This is a genomic window from Nocardioides sp. NPDC127503 (assembly GCF_040302165.1).
GTDB lineage: Bacteria > Actinomycetota > Actinomycetes > Propionibacteriales > Nocardioidaceae > Nocardioides.
In genome coordinates this window covers 88,298-108,915 of the sequence record NZ_JBEORH010000015.1, presented here as the reverse complement: position 1 = coordinate 108,915, position 20,618 = coordinate 88,298, and the positions used below count along the sequence as shown (strand labels likewise).

The following is a 20,618-nucleotide window of genomic DNA, read 5'->3' as shown; positions in this document are numbered from 1 at the left end:
GGCCGGTCAGCGCTCCTGCAAGGCCTTCTTCATGGACGACACCGCCGGCTCGGTCACCGGCTCAGGGGAGTGCAGGCGGACCAGCAGCCGGGTGGTGTGGGCCGGGACGTGAGAGGCGGAGGCGAGGCTGACGACGATCATGACGGCGAAGGAGAGCGGCACCGCCCACAGCGCCGGCTGGGTGAGCGCGACATCCGCCCAGGTGCCCGTACGCGACCCACTGATCGTGAACACCACTGCCGACCCCGTGGTGACCAGGCCGGTGACCAGCCCGGTTGCGGCGCCGTAGGCGGTCAGCCGTCGCCACCAGATGCCGAGCAGGAGGAGCGGGCAGAAGGTGGCGGCGGCGAGCGCGAAGGCCAGCGCGACCCCGCGGGCGACACCGACGCTGGGGGTCAGCAGGGCGCCGGCGACCGGGACGATGACGGCGACCAGAGAGGCGATCCGGAAGGCGGCGACACCGCCGAACCGGCTGCCTCGACGGCGCAGCAGCGGCACGACCACGTCCTGGGAGAGCACGCCGGAGACGGCGATCGCCAGGCCCGACGAGGTCGACAGGAACGCCGCGAACGCGCCCGCGCAGACCAGCCCGGTCAGGGCGTCACCCGCCCAACCGGGGACCATCAGCCGGGGCAGCTCGAGCACCAGGGTGTCGGCGGAGGCGGGCGTGGCTGCGTACACGCGTCCGAGGAGGCCGAGGATCGGCGGCAGCAGGTAGAAGACGCCAAGAAGGGCGAGCACGACGAGAGTCGTGCGGCGGGCCGCGCGGCCGTCGGGGTTGGTGTAGAAGCGGACGCCCACGTGCGGCAGGCCCATCGTGCCGAGGAACGTCGCCGCGATCAGCGAGTAGGTGGCGTAGAGGCCGGTGGAGGTGTCGGTGCCCATCGGCAGCGACCAGGCCTGGCTGAGGTCGGTCGCGCGGGGCGCGCCGTCGGCGCCCCAGACCGCGACCAGCACACCGACCGGCACCAGCAGCGCGGTCAGCTTGAGCCAGTACTGGAAGGCCTGCACGAACGTGATCGAGCGCATCCCGCCCGAGAAGACGCTGACCAGCACCACCATGCCGACCAGCACCGGTCCCACCCAGCGTGGCGCGCCCGCGACCAGCTCCAGGGTCAGCCCGGCGCCCTGCAACTGGGGCAGCAGATAGAGCCAGCCGATGCTCACGACCAGCAGCGAGCAGAGCCGCCGCACCCCGGTGGAGGCGAGTCGTTCCTCGGCGAAGTCGGGCAGCGTGTACGCCCCTGACCTGCGCAAAGGGGCCGCGACCAGGGTCAGCAGCACGAGATAGCCGGCGGTCCAGCCGATCGGATACCAGAGCATCTCCGCACCGGAGGTGAACACCAGACCGGCGACGCCGAGGAAGGAGGCGGCGGAGAGATACTCGCCGCCGATCGCGCTGGCGTTGAGGCCGGGACGCACCGACCGAGAGGCGACGTAGAAGTCGCTCGTGGTCCGGCTGAACCGCAGTCCCCAGGTGCCGATGGTCAGCGTCGCCAGGGTGACCAGGGTGACCGCGACGATCGCCGGGGCGGACTCGAGGGTCATGGTGTCTCGTCGTCCGAGCGGAGCAGGTCGGCATAGCTGGCCTCGTTGCGCTCCGCGCCGCGCAGATACCAGCGGCCGAGGAGGAACAGGAACGGATAGACCAGCACCCCGAGGAGCAGCCAGGGGAGCGGTACGCCGAACGGCGCGGTGCGCACCAGGCCCGGAGCCAGCCAGAACAGCAGCGGGAGCGAGCCGACGCCGAGGAAGAGCACCGCCAGGGTGCGGAGGGCGATCGAGAACTGGGCGCGCATCAGCGAGCCGAGATAGATCTCGCCGAGACGGGTGTCCTCGTCGACGTCGACCCGACGGACCGCCGGGCGTCGTCGGGGCGGTCCGGTGACGCGTACGCGCTGTGGTTCTGTCATTGGGCTCTGCTGTCAGGAGGGGATCATGAGCGTCGGGCGAGCAGGTCCTTGAGCTGGCGCGTGTGCCGGCGGCTGACCTGCAGCTCGGTGCCGCGGGAGGGGCCGCCGACGACGACCGAGCAGCGCCCGGCCTCCGAACGCACCTCGGTCACGTGGGCGAGGTTGACGAGGAGGGAGCGGTGGATGCGTACGAACCGGGCCGAGGCCCACTCCTGCTCCAGCTGGGTCAGCGGGACCCGCACCAGGTGGGAGGCGTCGGCGGTGTGCAGCCGGGCGTAGTCGCCCTGCGCCTCCACGTGGGTGATCTGGGAGCGCCACACGAAGCGCGTGACGCCACCGAGCTCGACCGGGATCTGTACGTCGCCGCTCGGCTCCTCCTCCGGCATGCTGCCCATCAGCCGGGTGACGGTCTCCGCCAGCCGCTCGGCGCGCACCGGCTTGAGCACGTAGTCGACCGCGCGCAGGTCGAACGCCTCCAGCGCATGCTCCTCGTGAGCGGTCACGAACACGACCGCCGGCGGCGTCTTGAACCGCGCCAACAGCCGGGCCAGCTCGAGCCCGTTCAGGCCGGGCATCTGGATGTCGAGGAAGACCGCGTCCACTCCCGACCCCTGCAGCTGCTGCAGCCCGTCGGTCGCGTTCAGGCAGGTGCGCACTTCCGCCACCCGCGCGTCCTGGGTGAGCAGGTAGGAGAGCTCGTCGGCCGCCGGCGGCTCGTCGTCGACGACCAGGATCCTCAGCCGGCCACCGGGCGCTCCCTGGCGGGCGGCGAACGCCTGCGTCGTACGGCCGCTCATGTGTGCACTCCTGGGGCGAACTTCGGGATTCTGAGGATGACCTTCGTGCCGGCGCCCGGCGCGGTCTCGACCACCAGGCCGTAGTCGTCGCCGTAGGCGTTGCGGAGGCGGGCGTCGACGTTGCCGAGCCCGACGGAGTCGTTGCCGCCGGCCAGCGCGTTGCGCACCTTCTCTGGGTCTTCGCCGGCGCCATCGTCCTCGACCTCGATCACGCACTCGGTGCCGCTGTCGGCGGCCCGGATGGAGATGTGGCCGGTCTGCGCGTCGGCCAGGCCGTGGCGTACGGCATTCTCGACCAGCGGCTGCAGGCACAGGAACGGCACCGCGATCGGCAGCACCTCGGGCGCGACCGAGAGCCGCACGCTGAGCCGCTCACCGAACCGGGCCTGCTCCAGCAGGAGATAGCGCTCCACGGAGCGGAGCTCCTCGGACAGCGTCGTGTATTCGCCGTGAGTGCGGAAGGAGTAGCGCGTGAAGTCCGCGAACTCCAGCAACAGCTCGCGGGCACGCTCGGGATCGGTGCGTACGAAGCTGGCGATCGCGCCCAGCGAGTTGTAGATGAAGTGGGGGCTGATCTGAGCGCGTAGTGCGCGCACCTCGGCCTCCATCAGGCGCCGCCGCGACGCATCGAGCTCGGCCAGCTCGAGCTGACCGGAGACCCAGGTCGCGACCTCGTCGGTGGCGCGGACCATCATCGCCGAGGTGTCCGGGGCGTACGCCTGCAGCGTGCCGACCAGGTGGTCGTCGACGACCAGCGGGCTGACCACGGCGGAGTGCAGCGGGCAGCCCGCCTGGCCGCACTCGAGGTCGACCCGGTCGTAGAACCGGGTCGCGCCGCGCTCCAGCGTCCCCTCGGCCAGCTTGGTCACGTGCTCCTGGTGGTGGGTGCCGATGCCTTCCCAGGCGAGCAGGCCGTCGGTGTCGGTGATCGCGAGCGCGGGGGCGGCCAGCAGCGCCTGCAGGTGCGGGGCGGCGCGCTCGGCGCTGTCGACGGTCAGACCGCCGCGCAGCGCAGGGCTCGCCAGCGATGCGTTGTGGAGGGTGCGGAAGGTCGCCCGATCGGCTTCTGTACCCAGGTGGGTGCCCAAGGGAGAGCGCAGCCAGCGCCGCATCCGCACTCCTCTCTTCCGATCAAACAATTGTGACGGCGCCCACGCTATCTGTCACCCGGGCCGCCGCAGGGCCGCGAGGTAGGTTTGCGGCATGCGATTGAGTCGAGTGATCCCGGGTCTGCTGGCCGTCGGCGTAGCGGGCGCGGGCGCCGCCTTCGTGATCGGCATGCGCAACAAGTCGCCCTGGCTGCAGGACCGCATCCGCGCCTTCTCGAAGCGGTTCGCCTCCGAGGCTCTGAAGACCGCCGGGATGAAGGGCGCCGCCAACGGCGTCGTCCTCCACGTCGGCCGCGCGAGCGGCCGGGAGTACGCCACCCCGATCACGCCGATCCCGACCCCAGACGGCTTCGTCATCAACCTGCCCTACACCTCGAAGGTCGACTGGGCCCAGAACGTCCTGGCCGCCCACTCGGCCACGATCGTCTACGACGGCGTCGACCACCGGGTCACCGACCCGCGCGTCGTCCCGTACGCCGAGGTCGCGCCGCTGCTCCCGAAGGCCGCCGGCGTCGTACGCGCCGTCTTCGACGTCCAGGAGTTCCTCCGCGTCACCAACGCGGACTGATCTAGTCGTCGGGTTGGCGGGACTCGAACCCGCGATCGCCTGGTCCCAAACCAGGAGGGATGGCCGCTTCCCCACAACCCGTGCAGTGTCTTCACGGGCGCGGTCGCTGCTGCATGTCGCCCACGGTAGCCAGCCCGGCATCCGCGGCGCACACCATTTTCGGCTCTATTCCGCGCTTTCCCGTTCCTCCAGGCCGACGGCCTGGCGCAGTTCGTCGCGGTCGTCGCGCAGGTCAGGATGGTCGCGGGCCATCCGTTCCATCATCGCGGAGAGCCCTTCGGCGATGGCGTTGAGCTTGTGCTGAACGGCGTCGTCGGCTCGCTTCTGGGTGTTCTGCAGGAGTGCAACCAGCAGGAACGTGACGATCGTGGTGGCCGTGTTGATGATCAGTTGCCAGGTGTCGATGTCGGGCAGCACGAGGAACGACGGCGCCCAGATCACCACCAGCAGCACGCACATCACGAAGAACCACGCCCGCGACACGAAGTTGCTGGCATGGGTGGCGAAACGGTCGAACACCCCGATGTGGTTCCCGACCTGCGACGGCATGGTCTTCTGGTCGTCCGAGTTGTTCGAGCTTCCCGAGCGGCCGGAGTGGTGCTCGCGATCTCTCGTCTGCATGGCTACCTCCTCTACCGACGGCCCCGGTACCCGATTCAGCTCGCCTCATACCCGAACGGGTGAGCGGTAGGTTGCACAGCGTGGGATACGAGCTGAGGGACCGGTTGGTCGTCGGGATCGCGTCGAGCGCGCTCTTCGACCTCACCGAGTCGGATGCCTACTTCCGTGAACACGGTGAGAAGGCCTATCGCCGCTACCAGGACGAGCGCATCGACGACCCGCTCAGGCCTGGCGTCGCGTACCCGTTCATCAAGCGGCTGCTGAGCCTCAACGACCTGGCGCCCGACGCCGACGACGGTCTCGTCGAGGTCATCGTGGTCTCGCGCAACGACCCCAACACCGGACTGCGGGTGATGCGCTCGATCGAGCACCACGGCCTGCCGATGACGCGTGCGGTCTTCACCCAGGGCCGCTCGCCCCACCCCTACATCGGTGCTCTCGGGATGTCGCTGTTCCTCAGTGGCAACCGCGAGGACGTCATCGCGGCCAGCCGCGAGGGATTCCCGGCCGGTCACGTGCTGCCGTCGGCGGCGACGTACGACGAGACCGACCGCTCCGTCGTCGTCGCCTTCGACTTCGACGGTGTGCTCGCCGACGACGGCTCCGAGCGGGTCTTCCGCGAGGAGGGGATCGAGAAGTACCGGGCCTATGAGGCGAGCCGGAAGACCGAGCCGCTCGAGCCCGGGCCGCTGCAGCCGCTGCTGCGCGACCTCAACCGGATCCAGCAGATCGAGGAGCAGCGCCGCCTGGAGGATCCCGGCTACGAGCCACGGCTGCGGATCGCGCTCGTCACCGCCCGCGGCGCCCCGGCCCACGAGCGGGCGATCCGGTCGCTTCAGTCCTGGGACGTCTACGTCAACGAGGCCTTCTTCCTCGGTGGCGTGGAGAAGGTGCGAGTGCTCGAGGTGCTCCGCCCGCTGATCTTCTTCGACGACCAGACGACCCACCTGGACGAGGCGGTCGGGTCGATCGCCGGGGTCCACATCCCCTATGGCGTGGCTAACGCCGACGACGTTCCCGCTGGTCAATAGCGCTTTACAGTTCGTCCACAGGAGGTTGTCATCTGGTGGATGGACCCTGGCATATGTCACCCTGGGCGGAGTTGTACAGATTCTGTTCACTTGAGAAGTGCGAGGAGTTCACTCGATGACTTCGGCTATGTGTGCCAAGTGCACCGAAGACGAGGAGATCCGGGTTCTCTCGCGTTCGGCGGGGGGCCGCCGGCGGCTGATGTGCTGCAGGTGTGGATACGCGTGGGAGAGCGGGCGCTCCGGCCCCGCCCGGAGGACCGGCCTGACCGGCCTGTTCGGAGCGGCCTGACGCGCCGTCGGCGTACGTTTCACGCCACCGTCGCCTGAGGTTCATCTCGCGCGGGCGCGCAGGTGTTGCGGAGTGGCTTGGGTAGGGGGCAGAGACCTGTCTCGGGATCCCCTACCAAGTTCCGAGAAGTATCACCATGTGCGACGGGGTCGGGATAGCGATTGCCGATCCCCTCGGCGCCAGCGGCACCGCGGATTGTCTCCACACGTACGTCCGAGCTGTCTGACGCGGTTATGCGCCCAGCGCATCGACCCACTCGGAAAGGCTCGGGCGTGTACCCCATGGGCCGGAAGCGCGCAGCCAGAGCGACCGCACGCGAGCGACTTGGCCGGCGTCCAAGGCGGCGACGGTATCTCCGACCGCGTCTGTGTCGATGAGACTGTGCAGATCCTTCGAGACCAGCATCCGGTACGCCAACAGCGCGAACTTGTAACGATCGGTGTCAGGGTTCACGGGGATGTCCGGGGCAAGGGGATCGTCCCAGTCGACCGTATGGGCAGGTCGCATTCCCGTGAATGATCGTTGTCCCACAACCCTCGTTTGATCGAAGTCGAACACCGCGAGGCGAGGCTTCTGGTTGATGCTGAATGCCAGGTTCGCCCACGAGAGATCGCCGTAGACCAGGTCGTGGTCGTGCATGGTTCTCAGCCACCGCGCGATCAGCTTGACCAACTCCAGTCGTTCGGAGTCCGTGACCGTGAACGGGACCGTGAAGGCCTGGACCTGCGCCACGGCCCAGGAGAGGGCGCGCTCCTTGCGTCGCGTCGTGCCACCATGCGTCACAACATCGAAGTAGAACTCGGGCGGGACCTTCGGCATCACGTATCCAGTCAGCTGGTCGCCCTTGCCGCGGGCTGCGCTGGGGAAGCAGAGCACGAAGTCATCGGTGCCCAGTGCCCTGATCACTTCCTGCCCACGGCGCCGCACCAGGTCGAATGCGGTCGCCGCCCGGTCTATCGGTTGGGTGAAGATCTTCATGGCGAGATCGGGGTGCCCAGGCACATCCAGCACAGTGCCTTGGCCGCCGGAACCGATCAGCGATCCGGGTGCGACTGTCGGTTTCTGGGGCTTCAGCGTGCGGCTTGCTGGCGTAGGCCTAGCCCTCCGCGCCGGCGTGGGTTGGCGGCCGGGTGTGGGTGGGCGTCCGAGCATTGCCCGGATCAGGCGACGGATCCAGGTCACGGTCAGCTCCCCGGCGGGGTGACCGGACGGAACTTCCGTTCACTGGTGCTGGAAGTGAGCAGGTCGGGTCGTGCGGCAGGCGCATCGATCTCACGCCGTTCTCCCTGTCGTACGGGCTGGGTGGCTCGACCTGACAGGGCGTCGAACCATTCGCGCGCGCTCGGCCGGGTGCCGGCGGGACCCGCCGCCCGCGCGAGCAGCGCCTCGAGCTTCGGGCCGGCTCCTCCAACCTCACTCAGGTCCGGCGAACTGGACGTCAGCCGTGCGTCGAGACTGCTCGTCAGGACCCGCCGCACCGCCAGCGCCAGCTTGTAGCGATCTTGGTCGGGACCAGGTGCATATCCCGCAGGGGGCATGGGATCTTCCCAGTCGGGCGTGTCTGCCTGCGGCAGCACTGACTCCATGCCCGCGTGGCGCATCCCGTCGCAGTCGATGAGCATCACCCGCGGCTGCGGGTCGCGGCTCCACAGGACGTTCGCGTAGGAGATGTCGCCGACGACGATCTGCCGGGCGTGGAAGGCATCGACTGCGCCCGCAAGATGCTGGAGCACTTGGACCTTCTCGGACATACCGGGAAGGTCGACGTCGCCCCAGATCGGTTTCGGCTCAGTGGCGAGGTAGCTGAGGTCGGCGAGGAGTACCTTGCCCCCGATCGCGAGCGTGAAGCCAGTAGGTACGCGGCGCATCAGGAACCCGACGGTGCGGGTTCCGTCGTTGACCACGGCGGTCGGCCAGGCGGCGAACTCGTCGACGGACCGGCCGGAGAACGCGATCGAGGGTCGACAGTCGACGAGCCGCTGCAAAGCGTCAGGCCGGAAGGCCGGGGAGTCCGGATACAGATAGCGCTTGAACACCAGTTCCGGTTGGTCCAAGAGCTCGTGGACAGCCCCTTGGCCACCTTCGGCCAGCTGGTCACCCAGGTTCAGCGAGGAGAGCTGCACAGGTGCCGTCACCCGAACCGCACCCCGACAAAGGTTCTGTCGTCGTCGTACGACTTCACGGTTGCGTCCACCAGCGAGAGGAGCGTAGAAGGTGTGGGCGCGCACTTCTCCCAGATCACGCCGAGCTCATGACCGAAGCTCTGGTTCGCACTGAGGATGTTGCCTACGCCGTCGGAGACGAGTGCCAGCGTCTCGGTGCGCCGAAGGCTATGCCGCCTGATCGTGGCCCGGGTGTGATGTGGCATCGGCAAGACGTCGGTGCTCAGGGGACCGCTACCGGATTGGGGGTCGTCTTCGAGGCATTCCCAGCCGTCGGCGGTGGTGACCCAGGCCGTGGAGTCTCCGATCTGCGCCACGACGACCTCGCGGCCGTCGCCGTCGGTCTCCTCGAGTCCGATCAGCGCGACGATGAGGGTGGCCGCGACTGTATCTGGAGCGACGCCGTCGCGGGCCGCTTCGTGGATCAGAAACGAGGCGAGGCCGGAGAGATCCGCTTCGGCACCGTTCTCGACAGATCCAAGTACCGCGTCGGCGATTCCTCGGGGGCCGACGGCGTGATGAGCCAGGAACGCCGACCCTCGGTGCGAATTCACGGCGCTTCCGACTCCGTCGGAGACCGCGACGACCAGGTACTCATCCGTGAGCCCGATAGCGAAGGAGTCCTGGCGGATCTCGCCGAGGAATCGATGGGAGTGTCCCCGCACAGAGACGGCCCGGACACAGAGGCCATGCGTGTCGAGCCAGTCGGCCTCGGTATCGGGTACGTGATCTCCCGGTCGTGCGGCCCGCTGTGGAAGCGACACTGGAACGGGACGGAGCGCTGCTCGCGGACCGAACCTGAATGATCCGTCCTCGTCCTGTTCCGGATCCTCGAAGGTGGGCCTGTCGTCCGCCATGGTCACCGGGATCGGCTGGGTGATCGGATCGTTGAGGGGATCGGCGACCGGGTCGGCGCGCGAGTCCGCCTCCGAGTCGATGACAGGTTCTGGCGCCGTGTCGGCGTGGCCGTGGGTCACAGCGCGTCCAGCGGGAGGTTCTTGAACCCGGGCACCTCGTCAGGGGTCTGTAGCGTCATTCCGCCGCTTGGAGATGTCGTGCTGCCGCTGCGTACGATCGACTTCGTCAGGGCCACGGCGAACTCGCGAAGCGCCTGCGCCGGCGACATCGTGCCGTCGTCGAGGAAGGCCCGGAAGTTCGCGATCGAGGTGATGGTGTCCTCATCGACACCCTTGCCGAGTCCGAAGGAGACGATGTTCGGGCGGTACGCGAAGGCCGACTCGGTCAGCGCCTCCCACTCGTCTCGGAAGTTGCTCGTCGAGTGCCCGTCGGTGAGGAAGAAGACCACCGGGCGGTAGACCATGTGGCCGGCTGCCTTCAGCCGGGCGACATCGAGTTCGATCTGCTCCTTCACACACCGGAAGGCGGCGGCGAAGTTCGTCGAGACCTTGGTCTCCAATAGTGGCAGCTGAGTCACCTGGCTCAGGTCAGAGAGCGGCAACAGAACCTCGGCGCTGTCGCTGAAACCGATGATGGCGAACTGGGTCTTGTCGGCCACGACCGGGTTGAGGCCGATCTCCTGATGTAACTCAGGAAGGGCCTTGTTGATCGCGTCGAGCGGCTCGCCGGCCATGGAACCGGATTCGTCACAGACGAGGTAGAAGGGCAGGATCTGCTGTCCCATTGTTTCTCCTAACCCGCGCCCTCCGGCGCGAAGTCCTCAGTGGTGTATTGGAAAACCTCGAGGCGTGCCTGGCCGTAGGCCAGGCCGCCGTCCCAGAACGGGCGTCGTGGCGTACCTGCAGGGAAGAGGTTCGGATCAGCGCACGTCAGCTGCTTGCCGACGGCACGAGCGGCGCGTTGGGCGGGTGTGGCCTCAGGCGCTCCGCCGAAGATCAGCACTAGCGCGGCACGTTGACCGCGCATCTTGACGGCTGCTTTGCGTACTGCTGCGCACACGTGTCGCGCTTCTGCTCTGGCGGACTCACCGCCGGAGCCCAGGTCGGCGGCGTTGAACCGGATCGTGATCTTCGCCGGCACGGTCTCCATCCCGACGATCTTCGGCTCCGGTGATCGGGTCGGCTCCAAGGTGGGCTCTGGCGGTTCCTCCGGGACTGCGCTCGCCAGTCCTACGACGAACAGCACGAGGAGCAGGTCCGCGAAGACCCATCCTGCGATTGACTCGCCGGAGAGGATCCTGCTCCGCCGAGAGACCTGGCGTCGACGCATGCTGGTCAGACCGCCCATGCCGGGGCAGTCATCGTGCCACCAGATTCAGCTCGAGCTGATGCAGCATCCGCTCAGCGGCGTCACGAGCAGCTGAGAGCTCGCTGACCTGAGCCTGCATGGCACTGTCGTGACCGGCCAGCATGCCGTCGAGGCTTCGGATGGCCTTCTGAACATCGTCCAGAGCAGCAGAGATACCGGCGCTTGCAGTGGCGTGTCCGGAGGAGAGGTCGTGGAGCTCCTGGCCCAGAGTGTCGGTCCTGTCCGCGACCTTGCTGACTTCCGTGGACAGGCCGTCGAGCGCCTTTTGCGTGACGTGCCCGAGGCTGCCGACGTGGCCACCGACAGTGGCGCCGAGGTCCGCCAGAGACTTCGCCGTGCCGCTCTGAAGATCCTCGGAGTGGGTCACGACGGCAGCTCGCAGCTCCGTGAGCATGTCCTTCAGGTCAGTTTGCATCGTCTGCGTTGCGAGCACCGCTGCTGAAAGATCGGATGCGGCAGTCGTGGCGGAGGTGAGCAGCGGCGGGATCGTCCGCCCGAGCTGGTCCGCAGCCTTCTTCAGCTCTGCGGTGCCGATCCGCGTGTTCTCGTGTGCCTCTCGCAACTGGCGAACGGACCTTTTCACCAACGACTCGATGTGGTCGGCACTGTCGACCCGCCGCTCGTTGAGAAGACGCTGGGCGGCGGTCAGCGCGGACTGGAGCGCAGCCTCGAGTCGAGCGAGCTCGTCGTCGTGCCGGGCATCGTCACGCTCAGCGACCATCCGGTGCGCCGCCACGAGCAGGATCGCGAGGATGACCAGGGACACCGACACGATCGCCATGGGGAAGAGCCGGTGAGCACCACTCAGCTCTCCGTCGAACCCGACCGTCCACAGTGCCAGGAACGTACGCCCACGCTCGGTGCCGCTCGTAAGCAGCGAGTCGTAAGCGTTCGTCGCTGCAGACAGGCTCCACCATGTCCAGGCGACGGGAAAGAACACCGATGCTCCGGCAAGCAGCCCCAGAATCGTTCCCAGCCAGGCCTGGTGCCGTGGCATCAGGATCGATCCGCCGGAGAACGATCTGACCAGATCGATGCCGACCCAGCTGTCTTCCTCATCATCGGTGAGCGAGTCCGCCAGCGAACGCAGGTCATCTGAACGCGGAGCGTAGAGCGGGTTCTCGGCAAACTCTCGGAGTCTGGTTGCGACGTCCGTACGAGTGTCTTTCACTCAGGTCCTTTCCAGAGACAAATCGGCCGAAGACGCCGAAAGACATGTGCCGGAGCCGCCGGCACATGCGTCCGAGGTGCAGCCGATCGGTTCGCGCCGCGGCCGCACATCGGGAGTGGGCCGGAGCGATCGCTCCCGGATACGCCTCGTGGGCAACTCCGTCCCATCGCGTCAGATGCTGCGGGTTCGAGTCGCGGACGCCCAGATGAAGCGGTAGGACGCCATCAATCTTCGGTACGCGGGTACGTTTCACGCCGCCGTTGCCTGAGGTTCACCTCGGACGGGCGCGCAGGTGTTGCGGATTGGCTTGGGTAAAGGGCTGAGACCTGTCTCGGGATCCCCTACCAAGCTCCGAGGAGTACCAACCCATGTCCGCAACTCGACGCTCCCTGCTCACCGGAGGAGCCGCGGCCGGGGTCGGCCTGGCCGTCGCCGGTGCCGTTCCCGCTCTTGCCGAGGCGAAGCCGGCGCGGCCCGGCACCCCGGGACGCAAGCGCGCCCGCGAGCCGTTCCCGCCGCTCGTGGACGACCCCAAGGGGATCCTCGCGCTGGCCGAGGGGTTCGCGTACGCCATCGTCACGTCCGCGGGGGAGACCACCCTGAAGACGGGGGAGAAGACGCCGTCGAACCACGACGGGATGATGGTGCTCGGGGGCCGGCGTGGGCGCTACACGCTCATCCAGAACCACGAGATCGAGCCCGGCGAGGGCATCCCGGTGCCGCTCGTCGAGGGCACCGTCTACGACCCGGGCGCGCCGTCGGGCGGCTGCACCGTGATCACCACCGACGCGGGCGGCGCCAACTTCGGTGAGTTCGTCGCGATCTCCGGCACCTCCACCAACTGCGCCGGCGGCCCGACGCCGTGGGGGACCTGGCTGACCTGCGAGGAGACCGTCAACGACGCCGGCGAGGAGTGGGAGGGCGAGGACGGCGCCAAGGGCGTCTACGAGAAGGACCACGGCTACGTCTTCGAGGTCTGGGCCGACGGCTCGGCCGACCCGCGCCCGATCAAGGCATTCGGTCGCTACGACCACGAGGCCCTCGCGATCGACAAGACCCGGACCAAGGTCTTCCTCTCCGAGGACGCCGACGAGCCCAACGGGCTCTTCTACCGCTGGACCGCCCCGGCCGGGGTGCGGCTCGGCCCGGGCGTGCTCACCGAGCTCGCCGACGACGCCGGCACGCTCGCCGCGATGCAGATCATCCTCCCCGACGGCTCGGTGCTGCCCGACGTGGCCTACCTGACCTCCGCGCAGATGGGTCAGCCGTTCAAGGTCACCTGGAAGACCGTCCCCGAGCGCGACGCCCAGGAGACGCCGTGCCGCGAGCAGTTCGCCGACGGCGAGATCACCCGCGGCCGCAAGTTCGAGGGCGTGTGGGGCACCGACGCGGGTGTCTACGTGGTCAACTCCTACGCGTGGGAGGAGGGCGACATGCCCGCCGACGCGAGCCCGCACGACGGCATGGTCTGGTTCTACGACTACGCGGCCGAGACCATCCAGCTGGTGACGTACTTCCCGCACCAGACGCAGTCCGAGGACGATGCCCCGGCGCCGAAGTACGGCGACCTCACCTTCGACGGCCCCGACAACGTCACCGTCACCCCCTGGGGTTCGCTGGTGCTCGCCGAGGACGGCTCCGGCGCCTCGCACGTGCTCGGCGCGTTCCCTGGTGGGCCGGCGTACGCCATCGCCCGCAACGACCTCAACGACTCCGAGTTCTGCGGGCCGTGCTTCTCGCCCGACGGCAAGGTCCTCTTCGTCAACCTGCAGGACCCCGGCTACACCCTGGCCATCACCGGCCCGTGGGAGCGCTACCTCGGCTGAGGCCTGCGGATCAGAGACCAGACGTACGCGGCGGGCGGCTCGGGCCGCCCGCCACGTACGTCTGCTGCAGCCGTCTCCCGAGACGCCGGAGGTGAGGTTGTGAGGTCTGTGAGACCGTGAGCGGAAGTTGACGGGCATGCACGCGAGGGTTGGCGGCTGCTGAAACGTGGGCTGGCGATGGTGGGTGATATCTCGCCGACTGCCCCGCACTGAGGAGCCCACCATGAGCCGCCGCTATTGGATCGACGACTGGCGTCCGGAGGACGCCACCTTCTGGGAGGAGACCGGAGCCAAGACCGCTCGCCGCAACTTGATCTGGTCGATCTTCGCCGAGCACCTCGGCTTCTCGGTCTGGCTGATCTGGTCGGTCTCCTCGGCCTTCCTGGTCGCCCAGGGCTTCGACTTCACCCCGAGCCAGCTGTTCTTCCTGATCGCCATCCCGAACCTGGTCGGCTCGCTGCTCCGGGTGCCCTACACCCTCGCGGTGCCGAAGTTCGGCGGTCGCAACTGGACGATGATGTCGGCCGCGCTGCTGCTCGTACCGACCCTCGGCTTCGCGTACGCCGTCACCCAGCCGGCGACCCCCTACTGGGTCTTCTGCGTCATCGCCGCCACCGCCGGTCTCGGCGGCGGAAACTTCGCCTCCTCGATGGCGAACATCAACTTCTTCTACCCCTCCGCCAAGAAGGGCGCCGCGCTCGGCCTCAACGCCGCCGGCGGCAACCTCGGCGTCGCGCTCATCCAGTTCCTGCTGCCGGTCATCGTCGGTGGTGCCGGCATCTTCGGGCTGATCAAGGCCTCCGACGGCGGCATCCACCTCGAGCGGGCCGCGTTCGTCTACGCGGCGCTGGCCGTCATCGCGATCCTCGCGGCCTTCTTCTTCATGGACAACATCACTGACGCCAAGTCCTCCCCGAAGGAACAGCTCTCGGTGGTGAAGTCGAAGCAGACCTGGATCATGTCGTTCCTCTACATCGGCACCTTCGGTTCCTTCATCGGCTACTCCGCCGCGATGCCGCTGCTGATCAAGCTCAACTTCTGGGTGCCCGAGCCGGCGCCCCTCGGCACCGGCATCTACTTCGCCTACTTCGCCTTCCTCGGCGCCCTGATCGGTTCCGCGACCCGGCCGCTGGGCGGCTGGCTGGCCGACCGCTGGGGCGGCGCGAAGGTCACCCTCGGCGCGTTCATCGGGTTGGTCGTCTTCACCCTCGGGGTGCTGTGGACCCTGATGCAGCTCACCCCGAACCCGGACGCGACCCCCGCGATCGCGTTCGAGAACCAGTCCTGGTTCCCGGTCTTCCTGGGCTTCTTCATGCTCGTCTTCGCCTCGACCGGCATCGGCAACGGTTCGACCTACAAGATGATCCCGTCGATCTTCCGTCGTGAGGCCGAGATGGCCACCACGCCGGGCACCACCGAGCGGGACGCCGCACTCGTCGGCGCGACCAAGAAGTCCTCCGCCGCGGTCGGCATCATCGGCGCCGTCGGCGCGATCGGCGGCTTCCTCATCCCGATCGCCTTCAACAGCCCCTGGGTCGACAACCCCCTCGACGCCACGAAGTCGGCGTTCATCGCCTTCACCATCTTCTACGCCATCTGCGCCCTGGTGACCTTCGTGGTCTACCTGCGGCCGCAAGGTGCGCGGGTAGGTGAGCTGGCCGACGTACGGATCTGAGCGGGCCAGCCCCGGGTAACACGCTGTTCGTCGGACTCATCGCCCTGTCAGGAAGGGCGAAGAGTCCGACGAACGACGTGTTACACCCCGTCGGAGGCTCAAGCCAGACCGATCGCCGCCTCTGCCGCGGCCAGGACCGGAGCGGTCGCCTGGCGGCACCTCTCGGCGCCGGCGGCGTACACCTCCGTCACGTGCGCCCGGTCGGCGGCGAGCTCGCGGTAGCGCTTCTGGATCGGCTCGAGCTCGGCGATGACCGCGTCGGCGACCGCGGCCTTCAGGCCTCCGTAGTTCGATAGCCCAGCGGCCGATCCGCCGCAGGCCTCGAGGATGTCGATCAGGTTGGTGACCCCCGGCCGCTCCTCGTCGCGGGAGACGTCCCCGGCGGAGTCGGTGACCGCACGAGCCACCTTGCGACGTACGACATCGGCATCGTCCAGCAGGAAGATCGACCCCGGATGCGTGTCGCCGGCCGACTTCGACATCTTGCGCGTCGGCTCGGCCAGATCCATGATCCGAGCCCCGGCTTCGGGGTGCACCGCCTGAGGGACGGAGAAGACCCGGCCGTACGTCGTGTTGAACCGGATCGCGATGTCCCGGGCGAGCTCGACGTGCTGGCGCTGGTCGTCACCGACGGGCACCTCGGTCGCTCCGTAGAGCAGGATGTCGGCCGCCATCAGCACCGGATAGGTGAACAGCGAGGCGCGCACCGATGCCCCCACACGGCGCGACTTCTCCTTGAACTGGATCATCCGGCCGAGCTCGCCGGTGTGTGCCACGCACTCGAGCAGATAGCTGAGCGATCGATGCGCGGGGACGTGGGACTGGATGAACAACGTGGCCGGTTCGAGCCCGGACGCCATCAGGAGGAGAGCCATCTCCTCCGTCCGCGTACGCAGCACCGATGGTTCGTGCGGCAGCGTCAGCGCGTGCAGGTCGGAGAGCCCGTAGAAGGCGTCCGAGTCGGCCGTGGCGGCCATCTCGACAGGCTCGATACATCGCATCGGCCGCAGCGCGCCGAGCAGGTTGCCGAGGGTGAGTCGGCCGGAGGGTGTGATGAGGGAGAGTCGCCTGGTCATGGTGGACCTTTCGTGGTGAGGCCCACGGGTCAGCGACGATCAACGAGAAAGGCCGCCCGTGGGCGGCCTGATGTGAGTGCTCAACAATCGGGTGGACCGCCTAAGAGGCGGACCACCACTGGGTGGAACGAATGCTGAACACCTCTCCAGTGTCGCACACGTCACGGATACCGTGTGGCCCATGACGACTCCGCCGACCACGTGGCCGACCTCGTGCCAGGGGCACTCGACGGTCGTCTTCGACGAGAGCCTGGCCGACTACGACTTCGGCCCGACTCACCCGATGGCGCCGATCCGGGTGGACCTGACGATGCGCCTGGCCGGCGAGCTCGGCGTACTCGAGCATCTGAAGGTCGTGGAGGCGCCGATGGGCACCCCGGAGCAGCTGCTCACCATCCACGACGAGAGCTACATCGAGGCGGTCATGAAGGCCGGCCGGAGCGGGGAGTCGGACCTCGCCCACGGCCTCGGCACCGAGGACGACCCGGTCTTCGCGCACATCCACGACGCCAGCGCCCACATCGTCGGCGCGAGCATCGAGGCCTGCCGCCAGGTCTACTCCGGCGAGAGCCTGCACAGCGCCAACATCATGGGCGGCCTCCATCACGCGATGCGCGGGCGCGCCGCTGGGTTCTGCATCTACAACGACGTCGCCGCCGGCATCCAGTGGCTCCTCGACCAGGGCGTGAAGAAGGTCGCGTACGTCGACGTGGACGTGCACCACGGCGACGGCGTCGAGCGGGCCTTCTGGAACGACCCGCGCGTCCTGACGATCTCGCTCCACGAGACCGGCCAGCTGCTCTTCCCCGGCACCGGCTTCGCCGAGGAGGTCGGCGGGCCGGAAGCCGAGGGGAGCGCGGTCAACGTCGCGCTGCCGCCCGGCACCGCCGACCACGGCTGGCTGCGCGCCTTCCACGCCGTCGTGCCCGACCTGATCCGGGAGTTCCAGCCGGAGATCCTGGTGACCCAGCAGGGCTGCGACTCGCACACCGACGACCCCCTCGCCGACCTCGCGCTCAGCGTGGACGGCCAGCGGGCGGCGTACGTTGCGCTCCACGAGCTCGCCCACGAGGTGTGCGCGGGCAAGTGGGTGGCGTTCGGCGGCGGTGGTTATGCGGTCGTAGACGTCGTGCCACGCGCATGGACGCACCTTCTTGCGCTAGTGTCGGGGAATCCCTTGGAGCCGACGCTCGACGTGCCAGGTGGCTGGCGTGAGCACGTGCAGACGCGCCTCGGGAGGGTCGCACCGTTGCGCATGACGGACGGACGTGAACCGGCCTACCGCGACTGGGGGAGCGGATATGACCCCGGCACGTGGTTGGACCGGCAGGTCCACGCGACTCGCACAGCGGTGTTCCCGCTGCACGGGCTCGACCCGATGCCGTAGCCCGGTCACATAGTTTCGGGACGGTCTAGAAACCGCAGTTCGTCGCGCCCAAATGCAACTCGACACGCCGGTGGTATGTGAGATTCTCAGGGGTGTCCCCTTCCCCATCAGTCACATCAGGCCCTATTCTCACTTTGGGATCGCGTTTTGGACCGGCGGTGGGGAAGCCGCCGGCGTCGCGATCACTCGAGAGAGAACGGTGGAAGCAGATGGTTACTCCTTCTGGAGACATCTCTGACAGCAAGTTCCTGACCGTTGCCGAGGTTGCGTCGATGATGCGCGTATCCAAGATGACGGTCTACCGGTTGGTTCACTCGGGCGAGCTGCCTGCGGTACGTGTCGGTCGTTCCTTCCGGGTTCGGGAGGACGACGCGAACGAATACCTCAAGAGCTCGTTCTACAACGCGGGCTAGTTGTCGGACCCCGCGCCCTGCACGTAGGGCGCGGGGGCAACACCGGTCACATCGGGTCACCGATTCTCTGTGGGTGCCCTGGCTTCGTTAGTCTTACCCCCTAGGTCTGTTTGCCGCGCGCTGCGGTAAGTGGCCGCGTCGGCACAGGGCCGGCATTCTCTGCAACGATCGTGAAGGGTTCCCCGTGGGTTCTGTCATCAAGAAGCGTCGCAAGCGCATGGCGAAGAAGAAGCACCGCAAGCTGCTCAAGAAGACTCGCGTCCAGCGCCGCAAGCTCGGCAAGTGACGTTCGTGGCGTAGGTGGCGGAACGCACCGGACCCGGTCGGGTCCTCCTGGTCACCGGGGTCTCGCGTGACCTCGGGCGCCGTTTCGCGCGCGCTGCCGCCCGCCACCCGAACGTCGAGCGAGTGATCGGCGTCGATGTCGCACCGCCTCGCGGGGACATCGGCAAGGTCGGATTCGTCCGAGCCGACATCCGCAACCCGGTGATCGCCAAGGTGATCGCCAAGGAGGAGGTCGACACCGTCGTCCACCTCAGCGTCATCGCGACCCCCGGCACCACCGGGGGTCGTTCGACGATGAAGGAGCTCAACGTCATCGGGACGATGCAGCTCCTCGCGGCCTGCCAGACCGCGCCGTCCCTGCGCCAGGTCGTGGTGAAGTCCACGACTCAGGTCTACGGGGCGAGCAGCCGCGACCCGGCGATGTTCACCGAATCGATGGAGCCGCGGCGTACCCCGTCCTCCGGCTATGCCCGAGACGCGGCCGACATCGAGTCCTACGTACGCGGCTTCGCCCGTCGTCGCCCGGACATCGCCGTCACGGTGCTGCGCTGTGCCAACGTCCTCGGACCGAGCGTGGTCAGCCCGATCGCGTCCCACTTCCGGCGCGCCGTCGTGCCCAATGTGCTCGGCTTCGACCCGCGCCTGCAGTTCCTCCACGAGCAAGACCTCTACGGCGTCTTGGAGCATGCCGTACGCACCGGGGTCCCCGGCACGTTCAACGTTGCCGGCGACGGCGTACTGACCCATTCCCAGGTCGCACGGCGGCTGCAGCGGATGACCGTACCGATCCCCGAGCCCCTGTTCGGCCTGGCGAGGTTCGGCGGCGGCGAGTATCCCGCTGAGCTGCGGGCGCTGCTGACCTACGGTCGCGGCGTCGACACCACGCGGATGCGCTCCCTGCTGGGCTTCGAACCGCGATACACCACCGAGGAGACGGTCGTAGACTTCGCGGACAGCGTGATGCCGTCCGCGAACCGTGCCGACCGTGCGCTGGCCGCCTTGGAGAGCCGACTGACAGGAGCGCCCGGTGACTGAGTCCCCCGCCCAGGGTTTCACCGGCACCACGGCGCGTGAGCGCCACCCGCTGCGGGCGATCCCCGCGGCCGACTGGGCCGCGGCTCTCGAGAGTGCCGCCAAAGAGGTCTTCGGTGCCGAGTGGGAGGAACAGCTCGCTCGGTTCATCGTGTTCCTGCGCCGCCGGATCTCCGGCGAATACTCCGTCGACGAATACGGCTTCGACCGCGAGCTCACCCAACGCTTCATGCTGGCCGTGCTGCGGCCGATCAAGGAGAAGTGGTTCCGGGTCGAGGTGCGCGGCATCGAGAACATCCCGACCGACGGCGGCGCCCTGATCGTCTCCAACCACTCCGGCACCATCCCGATGGACGGCCTGATGACGATGGTCTCGATCCACGACGAGCTCGGTCGCAACCTGCGCCCGCTCGGCGCGGACCTGGTCTTCCGGTTGCCGATCGTCGGCAACATCGCCCGTAAGGCGGGCGCGACGCTGGCGTGCAGCGAGGACGCCGAGCGGATGCTGCGCAACGGCGAGCTGGTCGGCGTATGGCCCGAGGGCTTCAAGGGCATCGGGAAGCCCTACAGCGAGCGATACAAGCTCCAGCGCTTCGGCCGCGGCGGCTTCGTCTCCTCTGCCCTGCGCACCGGCGTCCCGATCGTGCCGCTCTCCGTCGTCGGCGCCGAGGAGATCTACCCGCTGGTCGGCAACGTCCCGGCCCTCGCCAAGGTCATCGGCGTGCCCTATCTGCCGATCACGCCGTTCTTCCCGCTCCTCGGGCCGCTGGGTCTCATCCCGCTCCCGTCGAAGTGGCTGATCGAGTTCGGCGAGCCGATCCGCACCGATGCGTACGACGCCTCGGAGGCCGACGACCCGATGCTGGTCTTCAACGTCACCGACCAGGTGCGCGAGACGATCCAGCAGACGCTCTACCGCCTGCTCGGCGAGCGCGCCTCCGTCTTCGGCTGACCCTCCGAGACGTCACCCCCGCCGGCCGAGAAGTCAGCCGCGCCGGTCGAGATGGCACGCCTGTGCCAACTCGACCGACGCCAGT

At 68.1% G+C, this 20,618-nt stretch carries 21 protein-coding genes and 1 tRNA gene; 9 read left to right on the top strand and 13 right to left on the bottom strand.

The features are described 5' to 3' along the window. Positions 1-6 precede the first annotated feature (6 nt). From ABTW65_RS26970 to ABTW65_RS26955, 4 genes are read right to left on the bottom strand one after another with little or no spacing between them, the layout of a single operon-like run. Positions 7-1,548: a sodium/solute symporter gene (locus ABTW65_RS26970; RefSeq protein WP_350665928.1), complete on the bottom strand. Its 1,542-nt coding sequence runs from the start codon at positions 1,546-1,548 to the stop codon at positions 7-9. After that, the gene (locus ABTW65_RS26965; RefSeq protein ID WP_350665926.1) at positions 1,545-1,913 is read right to left on the bottom strand and encodes a DUF485 domain-containing protein; all 369 of its coding nucleotides are present in this window, start codon (positions 1,911-1,913) and stop codon (positions 1,545-1,547) included. Before ABTW65_RS26965 ends, ABTW65_RS26970 begins: the two co-directional genes overlap by 4 nt. 23 nt (positions 1,914-1,936) lie before the next feature. Further along, positions 1,937-2,710, bottom strand: coding sequence for a LytR/AlgR family response regulator transcription factor (locus ABTW65_RS26960; RefSeq protein WP_350665925.1), 774 nt, complete (start codon positions 2,708-2,710; stop codon positions 1,937-1,939). Beyond that, positions 2,707-3,822: a sensor histidine kinase gene (locus tag ABTW65_RS26955; RefSeq protein ID WP_350665923.1), complete on the bottom strand. Its 1,116-nt coding sequence runs from the start codon at positions 3,820-3,822 to the stop codon at positions 2,707-2,709. Before ABTW65_RS26955 ends, ABTW65_RS26960 begins: the two co-directional genes overlap by 4 nt. Before the next feature lie 91 nt (positions 3,823-3,913). Here ABTW65_RS26955 and ABTW65_RS26950 point away from each other — a divergent pair, with 91 nt between their 5' ends. Continuing rightward, entirely contained in the window at positions 3,914-4,387 is a 474-nt protein-coding gene (locus ABTW65_RS26950) for a PNPOx family protein (protein ID WP_350665921.1), read from the top strand. An 8-nt stretch (positions 4,388-4,395) separates the two neighbouring features. Here the strand turns inward: ABTW65_RS26950 and ABTW65_RS26945 are convergent. Beyond that, positions 4,396-4,468, bottom strand: a tRNA-Pro gene (locus tag ABTW65_RS26945). An 84-nt stretch (positions 4,469-4,552) separates the two neighbouring features. Further along, the gene (locus tag ABTW65_RS26940; RefSeq protein ID WP_350665919.1) at positions 4,553-5,008 is read right to left on the bottom strand and encodes a low affinity iron permease family protein; all 456 of its coding nucleotides are present in this window, start codon (positions 5,006-5,008) and stop codon (positions 4,553-4,555) included. A gap of 80 nt (positions 5,009-5,088) precedes the next feature. On the opposite strand from ABTW65_RS26940, the gene ABTW65_RS26935 reads away from it, so the two are divergent. Beyond that, positions 5,089-6,039 carry a 5'-nucleotidase gene (locus ABTW65_RS26935; RefSeq protein ID WP_350665917.1) on the top strand — a complete coding sequence of 317 codons (951 nt, stop codon included), beginning with the start codon at positions 5,089-5,091 and terminating at the stop codon, positions 6,037-6,039. A gap of 520 nt (positions 6,040-6,559) precedes the next feature. Here ABTW65_RS26935 and ABTW65_RS26930 read toward each other — a convergent pair. From ABTW65_RS26930 to ABTW65_RS26905, 6 genes are all read right to left on the bottom strand, one after another. Next, a complete protein-coding gene (locus ABTW65_RS26930) occupies positions 6,560-7,306 on the bottom strand; it encodes a hypothetical protein (RefSeq protein WP_350665916.1) in 747 nt (248 codons plus the stop codon). Positions 7,307-7,512: 206 nt separating this feature from the next. Then, positions 7,513-8,463, bottom strand: coding sequence for a hypothetical protein (locus tag ABTW65_RS26925; RefSeq protein WP_350665915.1), 951 nt, complete (start codon positions 8,461-8,463; stop codon positions 7,513-7,515). Continuing rightward, positions 8,460-9,467 carry a protein phosphatase 2C domain-containing protein gene (locus ABTW65_RS26920; RefSeq protein WP_350665913.1) on the bottom strand — a complete coding sequence of 336 codons (1,008 nt, stop codon included), beginning with the start codon at positions 9,465-9,467 and terminating at the stop codon, positions 8,460-8,462. The genes ABTW65_RS26925 and ABTW65_RS26920 overlap by 4 nt, the downstream gene beginning before the upstream one ends. Beyond that, positions 9,464-10,132 (bottom strand): vWA domain-containing protein, encoded by a 669-nt coding sequence (locus ABTW65_RS26915; RefSeq protein ID WP_350665911.1) that lies wholly within the window; start codon positions 10,130-10,132, stop codon positions 9,464-9,466. The genes ABTW65_RS26920 and ABTW65_RS26915 overlap by 4 nt, the downstream gene beginning before the upstream one ends. A gap of 8 nt (positions 10,133-10,140) precedes the next feature. Further along, the gene (locus ABTW65_RS26910) at positions 10,141-10,677 is read right to left on the bottom strand and encodes a hypothetical protein (RefSeq protein ID WP_350665910.1); all 537 of its coding nucleotides are present in this window, start codon (positions 10,675-10,677) and stop codon (positions 10,141-10,143) included. 28 nt (positions 10,678-10,705) lie between these two features. Continuing rightward, a complete protein-coding gene (locus ABTW65_RS26905) occupies positions 10,706-11,887 on the bottom strand; it encodes a hypothetical protein (protein ID WP_350665908.1) in 1,182 nt (393 codons plus the stop codon). Between the two features lie 368 nt (positions 11,888-12,255). Here ABTW65_RS26905 and ABTW65_RS26900 point away from each other — a divergent pair, with 368 nt between their 5' ends. After that, positions 12,256-13,713 (top strand): alkaline phosphatase PhoX, encoded by a 1,458-nt coding sequence (locus ABTW65_RS26900; RefSeq protein WP_350665906.1) that lies wholly within the window; start codon positions 12,256-12,258, stop codon positions 13,711-13,713. 223 nt (positions 13,714-13,936) lie between these two features. Further along, positions 13,937-15,388, top strand: a complete 1,452-nt coding sequence (locus ABTW65_RS26895) for an MFS transporter (RefSeq protein ID WP_350665904.1) — start codon at positions 13,937-13,939, stop codon at positions 15,386-15,388. 98 nt (positions 15,389-15,486) lie between these two features. On the opposite strand, the gene trpS is transcribed toward ABTW65_RS26895, so the two are convergent. After that, positions 15,487-16,464, bottom strand: coding sequence for a tryptophan--tRNA ligase (gene trpS, locus ABTW65_RS26890; protein WP_350665902.1), 978 nt, complete (start codon positions 16,462-16,464; stop codon positions 15,487-15,489). A gap of 181 nt (positions 16,465-16,645) precedes the next feature. Here trpS and ABTW65_RS26885 point away from each other — a divergent pair, with 181 nt between their 5' ends. From ABTW65_RS26885 to ABTW65_RS26865, 5 genes are all read left to right on the top strand, one after another. Continuing rightward, positions 16,646-17,851: an acetoin utilization protein AcuC gene (locus tag ABTW65_RS26885; RefSeq protein ID WP_350665900.1), complete on the top strand. Its 1,206-nt coding sequence runs from the start codon at positions 16,646-16,648 to the stop codon at positions 17,849-17,851. Positions 17,852-18,060: 209 nt separating this feature from the next. Continuing rightward, entirely contained in the window at positions 18,061-18,264 is a 204-nt protein-coding gene (locus ABTW65_RS26880) for a helix-turn-helix domain-containing protein (protein WP_008356311.1), read from the top strand. 184 nt (positions 18,265-18,448) lie between these two features. Further along, on the top strand, positions 18,449-18,550 hold the full coding sequence (locus ABTW65_RS26875) for a 30S ribosomal protein bS22 (protein WP_008356322.1): 102 nt from the start codon (positions 18,449-18,451) through the stop codon (positions 18,548-18,550). A gap of 14 nt (positions 18,551-18,564) precedes the next feature. Next, positions 18,565-19,584: an NAD-dependent epimerase/dehydratase family protein gene (locus ABTW65_RS26870; protein WP_350665896.1), complete on the top strand. Its 1,020-nt coding sequence runs from the start codon at positions 18,565-18,567 to the stop codon at positions 19,582-19,584. Beyond that, the gene (locus ABTW65_RS26865; protein WP_350665894.1) at positions 19,577-20,533 is read left to right on the top strand and encodes a lysophospholipid acyltransferase family protein; all 957 of its coding nucleotides are present in this window, start codon (positions 19,577-19,579) and stop codon (positions 20,531-20,533) included. The genes ABTW65_RS26870 and ABTW65_RS26865 overlap by 8 nt, the downstream gene beginning before the upstream one ends. Positions 20,534-20,618: the final 85 nt, after the last annotated feature.